The 16671-nt window shown below is 60.5% G+C and carries 11 protein-coding genes; 6 read left to right on the top strand and 5 right to left on the bottom strand.

The genetic code is table 11. The annotated features are described in order from the left end of the window. Window position 1 precedes the first annotated feature (1 nt). Complete coding sequence (locus EIY71_RS03190) at window positions 2–1150, top strand: pyridoxal phosphate-dependent aminotransferase (protein WP_102688191.1); 1149 nt, start codon at window positions 2–4, stop codon at window positions 1148–1150. Next, complete coding sequence (locus EIY71_RS03185) at window positions 1138–1929, top strand: amidohydrolase (protein ID WP_134020462.1); 792 nt, start codon at window positions 1138–1140, stop codon at window positions 1927–1929. The genes EIY71_RS03190 and EIY71_RS03185 overlap by 13 nt, the downstream gene beginning before the upstream one ends. 181 nt (window positions 1930–2110) lie before the next feature. Here EIY71_RS03185 and leuA read toward each other — a convergent pair whose 3' ends face one another. The 4 genes from leuA to EIY71_RS03160 all read right to left on the bottom strand — a co-directional run bounded on the left by leuA (window position 2111) and on the right by EIY71_RS03160 (window position 7236). After that, complete coding sequence (leuA, locus tag EIY71_RS03180) at window positions 2111–3790, bottom strand: 2-isopropylmalate synthase (protein ID WP_007956672.1); 1680 nt, start codon at window positions 3788–3790, stop codon at window positions 2111–2113. A 343-nt stretch (window positions 3791–4133) separates the two neighbouring features. Further along, window positions 4134–4955, bottom strand: a complete 822-nt coding sequence (locus tag EIY71_RS03170) for a peptidoglycan DD-metalloendopeptidase family protein (RefSeq protein ID WP_039765736.1) — start codon at window positions 4953–4955, stop codon at window positions 4134–4136. A 3-nt stretch (window positions 4956–4958) separates the two neighbouring features. Next, window positions 4959–6338 (bottom strand): exodeoxyribonuclease VII large subunit, encoded by a 1380-nt coding sequence (gene xseA, locus EIY71_RS03165; protein ID WP_007956669.1) that lies wholly within the window; start codon window positions 6336–6338, stop codon window positions 4959–4961. Window positions 6339–6348: 10 nt separating this feature from the next. Next, window positions 6349–7236 carry a LysR family transcriptional regulator gene (locus tag EIY71_RS03160; RefSeq protein ID WP_134020459.1) on the bottom strand — a complete coding sequence of 296 codons (888 nt, stop codon included), beginning with the start codon at window positions 7234–7236 and terminating at the stop codon, window positions 6349–6351. Between the two features lie 100 nt (window positions 7237–7336). Here EIY71_RS03160 and EIY71_RS03155 point away from each other — a divergent pair, with 100 nt between their 5' ends. The 4 genes from EIY71_RS03155 to guaA all read left to right on the top strand — a co-directional run bounded on the left by EIY71_RS03155 (window position 7337) and on the right by guaA (window position 11989). After that, entirely contained in the window at window positions 7337–8104 is a 768-nt protein-coding gene (locus tag EIY71_RS03155; protein WP_102688186.1) for a sulfite exporter TauE/SafE family protein, read from the top strand. 73 nt (window positions 8105–8177) lie between these two features. Then, on the top strand, window positions 8178–8726 hold the full coding sequence (locus tag EIY71_RS03150) for a sugar ABC transporter ATPase (protein ID WP_085745307.1): 549 nt from the start codon (window positions 8178–8180) through the stop codon (window positions 8724–8726). A gap of 115 nt (window positions 8727–8841) precedes the next feature. Further along, window positions 8842–10311, top strand: a complete 1470-nt coding sequence (gene guaB / locus EIY71_RS03145) for an IMP dehydrogenase (RefSeq protein WP_034156270.1) — start codon at window positions 8842–8844, stop codon at window positions 10309–10311. A 100-nt stretch (window positions 10312–10411) separates the two neighbouring features. Next, the gene (guaA, locus tag EIY71_RS03140) at window positions 10412–11989 is read left to right on the top strand and encodes a glutamine-hydrolyzing GMP synthase (RefSeq protein WP_108590389.1); all 1578 of its coding nucleotides are present in this window, start codon (window positions 10412–10414) and stop codon (window positions 11987–11989) included. Between the two features lie 98 nt (window positions 11990–12087). On the opposite strand, the gene EIY71_RS03135 is transcribed toward guaA, so the two are convergent. Continuing rightward, window positions 12088–16392, bottom strand: coding sequence for a membrane-targeted effector domain-containing toxin (locus EIY71_RS03135; RefSeq protein ID WP_372239281.1), 4305 nt, complete (start codon window positions 16390–16392; stop codon window positions 12088–12090). Between the last annotated feature and the right edge of the window lie 279 nt (window positions 16393–16671).

Here is a 16671-nt window from a genome sequence, read left to right as displayed (position 1 = left end):
GATGATCACCAGCAAGCTGCCGAATGTCGGCATCACTATTTTCACGCAGATGTCTCAGCTCGCGGCGCAGACCGGAGCGATCAACCTTTCCCAGGGTTTTCCCGATTTCGACGGCCCGCAGGCACTGCGCGACGCGGTCGGTCGACACATCGCCAGCGGCCATAACCAGTATTCGCCCATGACCGGCCTGCCGGCGCTGCGTCAGCAGATCGCGGCGAAAATCGCCCGCAGTTATGGCACCAACGTCGATGCCGATACCGAAGTAACCGTGACCCCCGGCGCGACCCAAGCAATCTTCTGCGCCATCCAGGCGGTTATCCACAGCGGCGACGAAGTCATCGTGTTCGACCCGGCCTACGACAGCTACGAGCCAGCAGTAGAGCTGGCCGGCGGGCGCTGCGTGCACGTGCAGTTGGGCCTGAAGGATTTCTCCATCGACTTCGACAGACTCAGCGCAGCCCTGAGCCCGCGCACGCGGATGATCATCCTCAACACCCCGCATAACCCGAGCGGTGCATTGATCAGCCGCGCCGAGCTGGATCAACTGGCGGCGTTGATCCGTGATCGCGACATCTACGTGATCAGCGACGAAGTCTACGAACACCTGGTATTCGACGGCGTGCCGCACGTCAGCGTGCTGGCCCATGAAGAATTGTATCAGCGCGCCTTCGTGGTCAGCTCGTTCGGCAAGACCTATCACGTCACCGGCTGGAAAACCGGTTACGTTGTGGCTCCGCCGGCCCTGACGGCGGAGCTGCGCAAGGTGCACCAGTACGTCAGTTTCTGCGGCGTGACCCCGTTGCAGTTTGCTTTGGCCGATTACATGGCCGAGCATCCGGAACACGTCGAAGAGCTGCCGGGCTTCTATCAGGCCAAGCGCGATCTGTTCTGTGATCTGCTGGCACCGTCGCGATTCAGCTTCACCCGGGTCACCGGCACTTATTTCCAACTGGTCGATTACTCGCAGATTCGCCCTGACCTGAACGATGTCGAAATGGCGATGTGGATGACCCGCGAGCATGGTGTGGCGAGTATTCCGGTGTCGGTGTTCTACCAGAATCCACCTGAAGGCCAGCGCCTGGTGCGCCTGTGCTTTGCCAAGCGTGAGGAGACGCTGCGGGAAGCGGCGGCCAAACTATGCGTGATCTGAGTGCGTTGCCCGATCTCAATCTGGCGCTGATCCAGACCAGCCTGGCCTGGCATGATCGTCAGGCCAATCTCGAGCATTTCGACGCTTTGCTGGAGCAGGCGCGCGGTGTGGACCTGATTATCCTGCCGGAGATGTTCACCACCGGATTCTCCATGGAGTCCGAAACCCTGGCCGAAGCCGAAAACGGCCCGACCAGCAAATGGCTGCGGATCCAGGCGGCGAAACTGAACGCGGTCGTCACCGGCAGCGTGATCATCCAGGCCGCCGACGGCAGCCACCGCAACCGTTTGTTGTGGGCGCGGCCGGACGGCGAAGTGCTGCATTACGACAAGCGCCATCTGTTCCGCATGGCTGGCGAGCACGATCACTACACCCCCGGCGAACGTCAGGTGCAGTTCGAGCTCAAGGGCTGGCGGGTGCGGCCGCTGATTTGCTACGACTTGCGCTTCCCGGTGTGGAGTCGCGACGCTCAGGATACCGACCTGCTGCTGTACACCGCCAACTGGCCGGGTGCGCGGCGTCAGCACTGGAACCGGTTGCTGCCGGCCCGGGCGATCGAAAACCTGTGCTATGTAGCGGCGGTCAACCGCGTTGGCACCGATGGCAAGGGTTTCGCGTACACCGGCGACAGTCAGGTGCTGGACTTCCAGGGCGAGACGTTGCTCGCGGCGGGGGAGGCTGACGGAGTGTTCAAGGTGGTTCTGGAAGCGGCCTCGCTGGCGGCTTACCGCGAGCGGTTTCCGGCGAATCTTGACGCGGACACCTTCGAGTTCACTTAATAGCCCAAGTCGCCTAGATCGTTCCCACTTCGAGGCGTCGAACCGTCCGCGTGGGAATGCCTCAAGGGACGCAGAGCGTCACGAGCTGCATTCCCACGCAGAGCGTGGGAACGATCAGAAAGTGGCAGGAAAAAAAGGCCCCGAGTTCGCACTCCGGGGCCTTTTGCATTGCAGCGGTCAGTTACGCCGCTTTGGCTTCCGGCTGGCTCAGCGAGCGATTCAGCGCGCTGAACAGGGCCTTGAAGCTGGCGGTGGTGATGTTTTCATCGATGCCCACGCCGTGCACCGCACGTTCGCCGTTCACACGCAGCTCGATGTAGGCCGCCGCCTTGGCGTTGGTGCCCGCGCCGATGGCGTGTTCGTTGTAATCCATGATCTCCACCGGAATCGGCAGACCGGCCACCAGCGCTTCCAGCGCGCCGTTGCCCTTGCCGCGCCAGTGCAGGTTGGTTTCGCCCTGACCCTTGCTCGCCACTTCCACTTCGACGGCGCTGTTGCCGTTTTCTTCCTGCAGACGATGGCTGACCAGCGCGTAAGGGGTGTTGGCTTGCAGGTATTCGCTGTGCAGCAGCGCGTGGATTTGCTGCGCGGTCATCTCCAGGCCCAGGCGATCGGTTTCACGCTGCACGACCTGGCTGAATTCGATCTGCATGCGACGTGGCAGGCTGATGCCGTATTCCTGCTCCAGCAAGTAGGCGATGCCACCCTTGCCCGACTGGCTGTTGACGCGGATCACCGCCTCGTAGCTGCGGCCGATGTCGGCCGGGTCGATCGGCAGGTACGGTACTTCCCACAGTGCATCGGACTTCTGCTGGGCGAAGCCCTTGCGGATCGCGTCCTGGTGGGAGCCGGAGAACGCGGTGTGCACCAGGTCGCCGACGTACGGGTGACGCGGGTGAACCTGGATCTGGTTGCACTCTTCGACGACCTTGCGCACGCCGTCGATGTCGGAGAAGTCCAGTTGCGGGTCGAGGCCCTGGGTGTACATGTTCAGTGCCACGGTGACGAGGTCGACGTTGCCGGTGCGCTCGCCGTTGCCGAACAGGCAACCTTCGACGCGGTCGGCGCCGGCCATCAGGCCCAACTCGGTGGCGGCCACGCCGGTGCCACGGTCGTTGTGGGTGTGCAGGCTGATGATCACGCTGTCACGACGATTGATGTTGCGGTGGAACCACTCGATCTGGTCGGCGTAGACGTTCGGCGTCGCGCATTCAACGGTGGCTGGCAGGTTGAGGATGATCTTGTGCTCGGGCGTCGGGTTCCAGACCTCGATCACCGCGTCACAGACTTCCTTGGCGAATTCCAGCTCGGTGGCGCTGAAGGTTTCCGGCGAGTATTCGAAGGTCCACTCGGTGTCCGGCTGCATGGCTGCGTATTTGACGAACAGCTTGGCAGCGTTCACGGCGATGGCCTTGATCCCGTCCTTGTCCTGGTTGAAGACGATGCGACGGAAAGAAGGAGAGGTGGCGTTGTACAGGTGAACAATCGCTTTCTTCGCCCCGCGCAGGGATTCGAAGGTGCGCTCGATCAGGTCTTCACGGCCCTGGGTCAGCACCTGGATGGTGGTGTCGTCCGGGATGTGGCCGTCCTCGATCAGGGTACGCACGAAGTCGAAGTCGGTTTGCGAAGCGGCCGGGAACGAGGCTTCGATTTCCTTCACGCCCACCTGCACCAGGGTTTTCCAGAAGCGCAGCTTTTTCACCGCGTCCATTGGCTCGATCAACGACTGGTTGCCGTCACGCAGGTCGGAGCTGCACCAGATCGGCGCGGCATCGATGGTCTTCGACGGCCAGGTGCGATCCGGCAGGTTGATCACAGGAAACGCGCGGTATTTCGAAGACGGGTCTTTGAGCATGCTCATCGGGAAATTCCTTATTGTCTGGGCCGAAAAGAGGCGGCCTGCCGGTGGAACGAACGTTCTTGGAAAAGCGTGGGACGAGGCGCAGCGATTCAGCCCGGCAGTCGTGCGCTGACAAGGCACAGGCTGCGGTGCTGGCGAAGCTGAATGAGGGTGTGAGAGGTTTTCATGCCTTCAACCCTAACCGCGGGGGATGAGGATGGCAAGCAGTCGAAAAAAATTGAGAGGAATACCCGGAAAGCGGTTTTTTCCGAGATTTTATTCTTGATATGGCACTAATTGTTGGTGGGGATTGCGCGGACCATTCGTCGTGCGCAATCCCTGCTGGAAGGGCTTCAGCCTGAAATCAAGGCTGGAAAGCCCCAATGAAAATCGCCGGATCGACCCGCGCGTCGTTCAGGCTGACGTTCCAGTGCATGTGCGGCCCGGTCGCCCGACCTGTAGCGCCCACCTTGCCCACCACCGCACCGCGCGCCAGTTGTTGGCCGTTCTGCACATCAATCTTCGACATGTGACAGAACATGCTGATAAAGCCCTGGCCGTGGTCGACGAACACAGTGTTGCCATTGAAGAAGTAGTTGCCGATCAGGATTACCTTGCCGGCTGCCGGGGTCTTGATCGGCGTGCCGGCCGGCACCGCGAAGTCCAGACCTGCGTGCGGATTGCGCTCTTCACCGTTGAAGAAACGGCGCACGCCGAACTTGCTCGACAGCGGCCCGTTGACCGGTTTGTCCAGCAGCAGATTGCTCGGCGTATTCGGACTGAAACTGCGGTAGGCCTTGATCTGCTCGGCCAGTTCGCCCTCGATGCGCTTGAGGTTGGCCGGGTTCGGATTGACCTGCTGGGTGTTCTTCAGGGTGATGTGCTGTTCCGGGTATTTCTTGTTACCGACATTGAAGTTGAGGTTGCGGCCGCCACTGCTGATCTGCTGAACGCCGGGTTTGACGGTCAACGGAACGCCGACAATCGCCAGCCAGTTGTTCTGTTCCTTGACCACCAGCACCGGTTTGCCCTGATACGTGGCTTTCGGCGCTTGCGCAGCGGTCCCAAGATCGACGACAGCCACGCCGCCCGGCACCGGTTTGTTCAGCAGGCGGGTGATGTAACTGTCGGCGTGGGCGTTGAAGGTCAGGCAGAGCAACAGCAGCGGAGCGAGAAAACGCGGCATGGATCAGTCCAGTAAAGAGAGAGTGACAGGCGTCAGGTGATTGTCCTCGACGCGCACTTGCAGTTCGCCTTCGCCCAGTCTGGCCTTGAGGCGCTGGCCGGTGTGGGTCTGCGCGGCGTTGCGGATCGCGTTGCCACGCTCATCCAGCAGAATGCTGTAGCCACGGCCGAGGGTCGCCAGCGGGCTGACCACGTGCAGGGTCTGCATCTGGCTTTGCAGTTGTAAACGGCGGCGTTTCAAACCTTCGTTCATGGCACGTGGCAAGCGTTCAGCGAGACTGTCCAGGCGCTGGCGCAACAGGGCCAGTTGGCGTCCCGGATGTTGCCCGGCGAGACGGGTTTCCAGGCGGATCAGGCGTTCGCGGCGGGTATTGAGCTGGCGCTCGAACGCTCGGCGCATGCGCATGTCCAGATCATCCAGACGTTGTGCCTGCTGGCGCAGACGCTCGCCGGGATGGCGCAGGCGGCGGGTCATGCCTTCAAGGCGCAGGCGATCGCGCATCAGGCGATCACGCATGCGCATCACCAGTCGGCGATGCAGGCTTTCGACCTGCCGGATCAGGTGGCTGGAATCCGGGGCAAGTAGTTCAGCAGCAGCGGACGGCGTCGGTGCGCGCACATCCGCCACGAAGTCGCTGATCGACACATCGGTTTCATGGCCGACCGCACTCACGATTGGCGTAACACAGGCATCGACCGCCCGGGCCACGGCTTCTTCATTGAAGCACCAGAGGTCTTCCAACGAGCCGCCGCCGCGAGCCAGGATCAGCGCGTCGAAACCACGGGCATCCGCCAGTTTCAGGGCGCGGACGATCTGTGCGGTGGCTTCTCGGCCCTGAACGGCGGTCGGAATCAACGTCAGTTGCACCTGCGGCGCGCGGCGGCGGAACACGCTGATGATGTCGCGTATCACGGCGCCGGTCGGCGAACTGATGATGCCGATGCGCTGCGGGTGTGCCGGCAGCGGCACCTTGCGCTCGGCACTGAACAGGCCTTCGGCGCTTAACTTTTCCTTCAAGGCATCGAAGGCCAGGCGCAGGGCACCGTCACCGGCAGGCTCCACGGTGTCGAGGATCAGCTGATAGTCGCCACGCCCTTCGAACAGCGAGACCTTGCCGCGCACCTTGACCGCCAGACCGTCCTTCAGCGCCTGACGCACCCGCGCGGCATTCTGGCGGAACAGTGCGCAACGCACCTGCGCGCCGCTGTCCTTGAGCGTGAAATACACGTGGCCGGACGCCGGGCGGGCGAGGTTGGAGATTTCGCCTTCGACCCAGATGTTGCTGAACACGTCTTCGAGCAACACTCGCGCGCGGCCGTTGAGCTGGCTGACGGTCAGGACTTCGCGGTCGAGGCCGAGTCTTGCAAAGGGATCTTTAATCATGGGGCGCAGTTTAAAGGCATTCGCCGGTGAATGTCTGGAGGAAGTGTTGCACCAGAGGTGTGGGATTTTGCCGAGATGCGAGGGCGACAGTGCTCTGGCAATCGCCGCTCAGCGGCAGAAATCTCACACCAGCGGGCGCGATGTCCTGCATTGATTCCGGCAGAAGAGCGATGCCAAATCCGGCCTGGATCAATTGCAATTGCGTGGTCTTGCGCGACATCACCCGCGCAGCCTGGGGGAAGAAGCCGTGACGCATGCACAGGTCGGCGCACAAATAACTCAGCCCGCCGCGCTGCGGATGCGGGATGGAGATGAACGCTTCGTCCTTCAATTGCGCCAGATCGACCGCCTCCGCCAACACCAGTCGATGATCCGCCGGCACGGCAAGCAGCAAGCGTTCGGTATAGAGCGGCACAACCTGAACACCCTCGCGCTGGCGCAGCACCGGTAGGCGCAGAAGACCGATATCGAGCCGGCCCTCGGCCAGTTCTTCAAGTTGTGCCTCCGAGGAGAGCGTGCCGATATCCAGCGAAACACCGGGTTGCTGCTGCAGATATGCGCTCATGTCGCGCAACAGTCGGCCGCTGATCGGCACGGTGCTGGAGTGACACACGCGCAAAGTGCCGCGCTGCCCTTGGCCAATTTCCGTGGCCAGGGTGCTGGCCTTGTTCAGTTCATTGAGCAGGTTTCTCGCCCGGGGCAGGAACGCTTCGCCAGCGGCGGTGAGCCGGGGTTGGCGCGCGGTGCGTTCGAACAGCGGCGTTTGCAGGCGGGTTTCCATGTCCTTGATCTGCCGGCTCAGCGCCGATTGAGCAATGAACAGCCGTTCGGCTGCGGCACTGAAGCTGCCGCTCTCGGCGATTTCCACGAAGTAGCGCAATTGGCGGGTTGAAAGCACGAGGCATGCCTTTTCGAGATGGCTTGGCGGTTTGGATAATATTAGTCGCAACCCTCGGCGCTGGCTAAAGTCATCGCAGGCTTATAAAGGAAGCGAGCGAATGAGCGTGGCGGGGTTGTTGAGCGAATGGTCGTGGGGTGCGCAGGGCTGGGTGGTGATCGGACTGGCCATCGCGCTGGCCTACATCGTGTTCGGGATTGCCGGTTTCGGCACGGCGCTGGTGGCGGGGCCGATCCTGATCCTGTTCATGCCGCTGTCGAAGATCGTGCCGTTGCTGGTGCTGCTGGATTTCGTCGCGGCGTTCGGCAATCTGCTGCCGTCGCGGCGTGACGTGGCGAAAGCGGAATTGCTGCGGCTGCTGCCGTGCATGGCGGTGGGTTGCACGCTGGGGGTGATTTTCTTGCTTAACCTCAAGTCCGATCTGCTGTTGCTGCTGATGGGGCTGTTCATCAGCGTGTACGCGATCTACAGCTTGTGGATCAAGGCGCGACCGGCGCAGTTGTCCGCCGTATGGGCGTTGCCGATGGGCACCGTGGGCGGGCTGTTCGGCGCGCTGTTCGGCAGTGGCGGCTTTCTTTATGCGATCTACCTCAACAGCCGACTGCCCAAGGACGCAGCCCGGGCCACGCAAAGTGCGCTGATCAGTTGCAGCACGGTGGTGCGTTTGAGCCTGTTCGCCATCGCCGGGGTGTATGCCGAGCTACCCTTGTTGATGCTGGCGCTGTGCCTGTTGCCAGCCATGGCGCTGGGCTTGTGGATCGGGCGGCGTTTGACGATGCGCCTGTCCCGCGAGGCCTTCGTGCGGTTGGTGACCTGGCTGGTGCTGGCGAGCGGGATTGCTCTGATCGGCCGCTATTTAAGCACTTGACCGGATTTTGTCAGGGATTAAGCTGCCGGCCGCGTTTGTCGCAGAACATCCTTTGACGCAGCAGGCTTGCATCATGAACTCCCAAAGCATCATCGTCCCGAAAATCTCCAACCTGCCGGTGCACGAGCCCCGGGCCCGGGCGATCCTGCGCTGGCTGGTGCGCAAGAACATCGTCAAGGAAGAGCTGAGCACGTGCGGACGTACCGGCAATCGCATGGCCTACGCCATCGCCGATGGTGCCCGTGCGGTGGTGCTGCACCCCGAGGCGCTGCCGTTTGGCGAGCCGATCAACGGTCTCGAGGTCATCACTAAGCGCTGCATCTATACCCCGGCCAAGGGGTTTCTCGGAGAAGCCGGGTGCGCCGAATGCCGTCAGGAGATCGGCGAAGCGTTGTTCGAAAGCCTGGAAGACTGGATGCCGGGCCGCACCGACAACTTCACCTGTCCTGAATGCGGGCATGAAGACGACATCAACGGTTTCCTGTATTTGCAGGAGTGCGGTTTTTCCAACCTCGGTTTCATCTTCAACAACTGGCTGGAGGCGGGCTTCAAGCAGAGTTTCATCGACGAATTCGCCGACTGGCTGGATCAACCGGTGAGCTGGGTCAAGGTCGAGTTGTGAGGGGCGTTTTTCCCGTACATCAGCAACATTGATATAAGACAAGTTTTACATTGAGCCCGGTAGGGTGTCTGAGTATAATGGCGCGCTTCCATTTTCCCGCTCGGGAGCCCCCGCGATGCTGCGTATCAGCCAAGAAGCTCTGACCTTCGACGACATTCTCCTAGTGCCCGGTTATTCCGAGGTGCTTCCTAACGAAGTCAGTCTGAAGACCCGCCTTACCCGTGGCATCGAGCTGAACATTCCTCTGGTTTCTGCCGCCATGGACACCGTTACTGAAGCCCGTCTGGCAATCGCCATGGCTCAGGAAGGTGGCATCGGCATTATCCACAAGAACATGACCATCGAGCAGCAAGCTGCCGAAGTTCGCAAGGTCAAGAAGTTCGAAGCCGGTGTGGTCAAGGACCCAATCACCATCGAGGCTGACGCCACGGTTCGTGATCTGTTCGAACTGACCCGCATGCACAACATTTCCGGCGTTCCGGTTCTGCACGATGGCGACCTGGTCGGCATCGTCACTTCCCGTGACGTGCGTTTCGAAACCCGTCTGGAAGCCACTGTTCGTGAAGTGATGACGCCCAAAGAGCGTCTGGTCACTGTTCGCGAAGGCGCCGACAAGAACGAAGTCCGCGAGCTGCTGCACAAGCACCGCCTGGAAAAAGTCCTGATCGTCGACGACAAGTTTGCCCTCAAAGGCATGATGACCGTCAAAGACATCGAGAAAGCCAAGGCCTATCCGCTGGCCAGCAAGGACGATCAAGGTCGTCTGCGCGTCGGCGCTGCGGTCGGTACCGGTAAAGACACCGGTGACCGCGTTGCCGCCCTGGTCAATGCCGGCGTGGACGTGGTGGTGGTCGACACCGCTCATGGTCACTCCAAAGGCGTGATCGACCGCGTTCGCTGGGTCAAAGAGAATTTCCCTGAAGTGCAGGTGATCGGCGGCAACATCGCCACCGGCGCAGCCGCCAAGGCTCTGGCCGAAGCTGGCGCCGACGCGGTCAAGGTCGGTATCGGCCCTGGCTCGATCTGCACCACCCGTATCGTCGCCGGTGTCGGCGTTCCGCAAATCAGTGCCATCGCCAACGTTGCCGCTGCCCTCGAAGGCACCGGCGTTCCGTTGATCGCCGACGGCGGCATCCGTTTCTCCGGTGACCTGTCCAAGGCCATCGTTGCCGGTGCTTCCTGCGTGATGATGGGCTCGATGTTTGCCGGTACCGAAGAAGCACCGGGCGAGATCGAACTGTTCCAGGGCCGTTCATACAAGGCTTATCGCGGCATGGGTTCGCTGGGCGCCATGTCCCAGGCTCAAGGTTCCTCCGACCGTTACTTCCAGGACTCCTCGGCAGGCGCCGAGAAACTCGTTCCGGAAGGCATCGAAGGCCGTGTTCCTTACAAGGGCACCCTGAGCGCGATCATTCACCAGTTGATGGGCGGTCTGCGTTCCTCGATGGGTTACACCGGCAGCGCCAACATCGAAGAAATGCGCACCAAGCCTGAGTTCGTGCGGATCACCGGTGCCGGCATGGCCGAATCCCACGTTCACGACGTGCAGATCACCAAGGAAGCGCCAAACTACCGCGTAGGTTGAGGCTTCAAGCAAAACGTTAAATGACCGGGGCTGTTTTATTCAGCCCCGAGTCGTTTCTGAATCAAAGACTGTTTCTGAATTACTTAGACGAGACTGAATCATGGCCCTCGACATTCACGCTCACCGCATCCTGATCCTCGACTTCGGTTCGCAATACACCCAACTGATCGCCCGCCGCGTGCGCGAGATCGGTGTGTACTGCGAACTGCACCCGTTCGACATGGACGAAGATGCGATCCGCGAATTTGCGCCAAAAGGCGTGATCCTCGCCGGCGGTCCCGAGTCCGTGCACGAAGCCAACAGCCCGCGCTGCCCGCAGGCGGTATTCGACCTGGGCGTACCGGTCTTCGGTATCTGCTACGGCATGCAGACCATGGCCGAGCAACTGGGCGGCAAGGTTGAAGGCTCCGAACTGCGTGAGTTCGGTTATGCCCGCGTTGACGTGGTCGGCAAGAGCCGCCTGCTCGACGGCATCGAAGACCACATCGACGCCGACGGCCTGTTCGGCCTCGACGTGTGGATGAGCCACGGTGACAAGGTCACCAAGATGCCGGAAGACTTCCACATCCTGGCCAGCACCCCGAGCTGCCCGATCGCCGGCATGTTCAACGACGAGCGCGCTTACTACGGCGTGCAGTTCCACCCGGAAGTGACCCACACCAAGCAGGGCGGTCGCATCCTGTCGCGTTTCGTTCTCGACATCTGCGGCTGCGAAGCCCTGTGGACTCCGTCGAAGATCGCCGAAGACGCCATCGCCAACATCCGCGCACAAGTCGGTACCGACAACGTGCTGCTGGGTCTGTCCGGCGGTGTGGACTCCTCGGTGGTTGCGGCACTGCTGCACAAGGCCATCGGCGACCAGCTGACCTGCGTCTTCGTCGACAACGGCCTGCTGCGTCTGCACGAAGGCGAGCAGGTGATGGCCATGTTCGCCGAGAACATGGGCGTCAAGGTGATCCGCGCTAACGCGGAAGACCAGTTCCTGAACAACCTGGCCGGCGAAGCCGATCCAGAGAAGAAGCGCAAGATCATCGGCCGTACCTTCATCGACGTGTTCGATGCCGAATCCTGCAAGCTGGACAACATCAAGTACCTGGCTCAGGGCACCATCTACCCGGACGTGATCGAATCGGCTGGCGCGAAAAGCGGCAAGGCCCACGTGATCAAGTCGCACCACAACGTGGGCGGCCTGCCGGAAGAGATGAACCTGAAACTGGTCGAGCCACTGCGCGAACTGTTCAAGGACGAAGTCCGTCGTCTGGGCCTGGAACTGGGCCTGCCGTACGACATGGTCTACCGTCACCCGTTCCCGGGCCCGGGCCTGGGCGTGCGCATCCTTGGTGAAGTGAAGAAGGAATACGCCGACCTGCTGCGTCGCGCCGACCACATCTTCATCGAAGAACTGCGCAAGGCCGACTGGTACCACAAGGTCAGCCAGGCCTTCGTCGTGTTCCAGCCAGTGAAATCGGTTGGCGTGGTCGGCGATGGCCGTCGTTACGCCTGGGTCGTGGCCCTGCGTGCCGTGGAAACCATCGACTTCATGACCGCACGTTGGGCACACCTGCCTTACGAACTGCTGGAAACTGTCAGCGGCCGCATCATCAATGAAATCGAAGGCATTTCGCGCGTGACTTACGACGTGTCGAGCAAGCCGCCGGCGACCATTGAGTGGGAGTGATCCTGCACAAGCCCTGATGGCTTGAGGTCAGGACCAACAAAAAGCCGCGTGAAACGATGTTTCACGCGGCTTTTCTGTTTCTGGCTTTCAGTGGCTGATTACAACGGTCTGGACCAACCCGCCAGTTTCATGCCTCGCTCATCAAGCGCCTTGAGCAGCGCCTTGATACTGGCGAAGCGCTTTTCATGGACGCTGGGCCATTCGGGGCGTTCGATGAAAACGCGGTTGGATTCGAAGTGGATATCGGTGCGCACGATCGCATTGGCGCGGCTGCGATGAACCAGAAAGGTTTCCCGCAATTCTCTTTTCAAGGTGTACAGACCCGGTCGGGAAAGTAGCCGTTCGATGTCTGAGGTCGTCCGGGCGTACCACGGTGTTTCGACTTGCAGGCGCAGGTCACCTTTTACGAATGCCTGGTTCTTGCCCATTTGATCGGCAAGACTTTTACCGGGATCCGCTTCGATACCGCCGGATTGACCTTCAGCGACATCTTCGGCGCGCAGACCGACGACGCCTTCCAGCTCGCTGACACCGGCAACGCCTTCGAACGTGTTCGAGTGGGAGTTCCCCATCAGTGCCACCCAGTTATGCGGCCCGCGAGCCGCCTGGTCAGCCTCGATCACGGTGTGAGCGTAGTAGTTCATCATTCTCTGGCGTGCCGACGGATCCGCCGTTCTCATTCCTTCAACCCGATAACTGGCCAGGCAGTCGATGGCCTGAACGCGTATCCCGTTGCGATTGGCTTCCTTGACCAGATCGAGAAAGGTGTAGCGTTGCAGCGGATCGGTCACGTGACCACTGTCGAGCTGAATCAGATAGTTCTCCAGATCCCGCGGCATGACCGACGTCCTGGCGTAATTATCCAGCGCGGCCTGATGGAAGTCCGTGAGCAGGTGCTCGGAGTAAAGCGTCTTCACACCCTTGTTGGCCAGGGTTTGCATATTGTCCATCAGCCATTGCTTGCTGCCGATTTCGGCATGGCTTTCGCCAATGACCAGACCGCGAAAATCCGTGAATACCCGCTCGATGAATGCTTGTCCCGACAGTCCTGCTGTCAGCGAATCCATTGATGGGCGTACGGGAAGATGCAGCTCGGCATAGAAACGTACTGCTGCTTCATGCAGTTGTTTTCGCAGCGTCTTGAATGTATCGAGGGGTGAATTGCCGCCCCATGAAGCGACGGAGTCGTTCAGCAGAGAGGCGTCGTTGCCACGCGCCACGTTTTTCAGTTCGGCCCGGGCCTGCACCGCAATCTCATACGGCGAGGTGAAACGGGGTGGATCCTTGATCATCAAATCCGGGGCGGGTGGCGCTTCAATCGCCGGGATGGACGGCTGAATGTCTGGCAGTTGACCGGGCGTAGCGGTGGGATCAATGCGCACATGTACCTGCGTGAGACCTTCATGTCCTATGGCTTCCAACAGTTCATGCAGGCTGTCGAAGTGGCGCCCGCTGATGGCTGACCATTTCGGCCGGAGGATGGAGAAACCGGCGCTGTCCTGCTGAATCGGTGTACGCACCAGACTGCCATCGCCACTGCGGTGAACAAGGGTGGAGGGCTCCTGCACCATGAACATGCCGCGCCTGGGCAGCGCCTCTTCAAGCGAGCGAGCTGTTGCCGTCGCGGGCGGTGCGCTCAGTTGCAGGCGAAGATCGCTTTTCAATTCGTCGAAGGGACGTCCCAGGATGTCTTTGACTTTTTTGCCCGGGTCAGCTGTAAGCCCCTGAGCCTGACCCACAGCACTTTCATCGACGCGTAATGCCACCGCACCTTCCAGCTCACTCAGCCCGGCAACCTTGTCGAAGCTGCTGGCGCGGGCCTCATCAACCAGCGCGATCCAGCGATGAGCACCTCGTGCGACCTGGTCGGCCTGAATCACGGTGTCCGAGTAGTAATTCATCATTTTTCGGCTGCTCGCTTCGGTAGTACCTTCCATCCGTGGAAAGCGCCGGGTCGCCATGCTGTCGATCGCTTGTACGCGGATGTGATTCTTCTGTGCGCCTTTTACCAGCTCGGTGTAGGAATAAGGTCCGGCAGGGTCGGTCTTGAACCGCGCATCCAAAGCCTTCAGGTACCGCTCCAGAGCCGGCGGCATCTTGCCGTTCTGGTGAAAAACATCCAGATCCGCTTGATGGAAATCCGTGAGCAAGTGATCCAGGTAAAGGGTTCTGACCTTCTGTTTGTTCAGCACTTTGAGATTGTCGACAAGGGTCTGTCGAGCACCGATGGCAGAACTGTCCTGACCGATTACGAGGCCGGTGCCGTCCTTGAACAGGCGCTTGGTCATTTCGGCAAACGGCGTCGTGGGTTTGAAGAGTGGGACGGCTGGACGCGGGGGAAATTCGGTGGCGGCATAGGCGTTGATGGCATCGTCGTAGAGCCCGCGCCGCAGGGTTTTGAAGTCTTGATAGAAACGGTCGCTGCTGTCCTGTGGATCCAGCGGGAAATCATCGACCTGAGCTTCGGCAACGGGTTGCAGCGCCTGTCGCGATGCTTGCGGCACATCGTACGCCAGTGGCTGTGCCTCCACGTCGGGCAGTGGGTCGGCCGCGTGTCCGAAGGGCCACTTGCCGAAAATTTTCATGCCACCCTTGAGTCCGGGTCGGGCCACCGGTTCCCACCTGAGCGCTTCGTTCAAGCGAACCGGGACGTTGCGGTAAAACGAGAAAGGATTGGCCGGATCAATAATGACCCAGCCGCGTAACTGCTCGACATAACGCACCTGATAAAAGCCGTCGCGTCCTGCGCGGCGCATGTAAATGTAACGCTTGCCCGACGCGGCCAGGATGATCTCCTGCAGTTTGGAATCACCGGTTTCAACGCGGGTGCCTTCGGTGATTTCAGTCTTGAATGAAGCAAGGAAGTCCTCGGGCTGCGCGGGCAGGACGCGCGTCGGGGCGATTTCCTCCAATGCAGGCAACGGGGGGCGGGCAATCGCCGCTTCGACAAGTTTTTCTTCCGGTGCGAAGACCGTGCTGGCCTCGGCTATTTCCGGCAGACGGCCACTGCCCTTGAGGAAGGTGGCGTTGAAAAGGGTATCGATGGTCGCGAAGATGGCGCCCGTCACTGCAGACTTGCGTTCACCGGGTGTTTTGCCATTGACCGCCTGATCAATCTGCAACCCGACATTGGCGATGCCGGCACCCACGACGGCCAGTGCCACGGGCCAGCCGACAGCGGCCATCGGACCGAACATGCGACCGAAAGCGTTGAGATAGCCGATCCACAGCTTTTTCCGCAGATCGCCATTGGTGTGCATCATGAACGTGGCGTCGCTGATCATCCTGGCGTGAGTGGCGCTGGCGAGGAAGGTGAAGGCGTCGCTCTTGAACGTCTCGCTGGTGTGTTCGATCAGGGAGTGATCGGCGCAGTCCCAGGCGCTGACCAGCAGATCCAGGACATGATTGAGCCCGACATTTTCGACATGCGGCGGGCGGAATATCTCAGTGAGCAGATATGTCCCGGGACTCAACAGGGGGAGCCACCCCGGTTTCGCAGCGTCGCGCCATGAGGTGTCTTCCATGATGTCGTGATCGGCCACTTGAAAATGCGCGAGGAAACGTTGGCGGTCAGCCGGTTTACGGGTTTGCGACAACACCCACCAATGCAGATCCTTCGCTGTCTCGAAGGCATGCAGACCCCAGATTTCTCCGGGGGTGTAGAGGATCTTTCGGCCATTGACGTCGGTGATGCACAGAATATCGGTCGCTACATAACCCCCCACCTTCAGCAGGCTCAGATGCATTCCCTTGGCGGGCGCCGAATCCTCCTCCAGCATCTGCAACGTGACGGGCCAGCTCACATTGCCGGCGACAGCCTTGACCACGGTTCGGAAGTTTTCGTCCGACAACCGGCCACCTTCGCGATCCTCCATGGCCTGGGCGATAAAGGTGCATTTGGCCAGGCTGCGAAATGTCCTGGTGTGTTTTTTCCAGAACGACGCGACCTTTTGATTGAACAGATCGGCAAAGTTGATCGCCCAGAAATCCTTCAGCACCTCGTTACCGTGCAACCGCACTTCATTGGTCTCGTCGAAGTCCTCGGCGTCCGGTCCGGTCGTGTAAAAGCCCCCATCGACATCGAGCATGTCCGAGTTGTCCTGATCACCGACGCGGAACCGCTGGATCACCAGTTGCGGCAAGGTCATGGACTCGGTGGGCCGGGCACCATGATGTTCCCAGCCCGTGAAGGCTTTCCAGCTGCTGCTGGAGAACTTGAAGCGGTGCCAGTAAACCTGTTCAGGATCCAGATGATCCACGCCATGTTTGCGCAGGATACCCCTGGCGATATCACTGGCCATTTCGTACATGTCGGGGCAGGCCTGAACCAGTGCGGGTACCAGATTTTTCAGGGCCAGTTTGTCGGCAACATTGGGTAGTGCTGTGTTTTCGGATGTGTCCACGGTCTTTCCTTGAGGTGGTACGGATGGGACCGGATCATTTCAGGCGGGCGTAGGAAGGGTCTGTCGGCTGTCGTGTGTAACGGGTGTCGGAACAATAGGTATGACGTATGGGAAAAGGATCAGAATCCAGTACGAAAACCCGGCGATTTGGAGCAGTTGAGTCCTGCTTTTCGCTCTGAGGAACTGCGGCCAGTCGCCGCGTCGCCCTTACTGTTTCTCATCTGCGGGTGTATCGTATTCGCCCTTTCGGGCCTGCGGGCCCGCCGCAGATACGTGAGG

This window comes from Pseudomonas sp. CH235 (genome assembly GCF_004368175.1).
Taxonomy (GTDB): domain Bacteria; phylum Pseudomonadota; class Gammaproteobacteria; order Pseudomonadales; family Pseudomonadaceae; genus Aquipseudomonas; species Aquipseudomonas paraglycinae.
The sequence above is the reverse complement of the archived record's forward strand: the minus strand, read 5'-3'. Positions and strand labels throughout refer to the sequence as shown.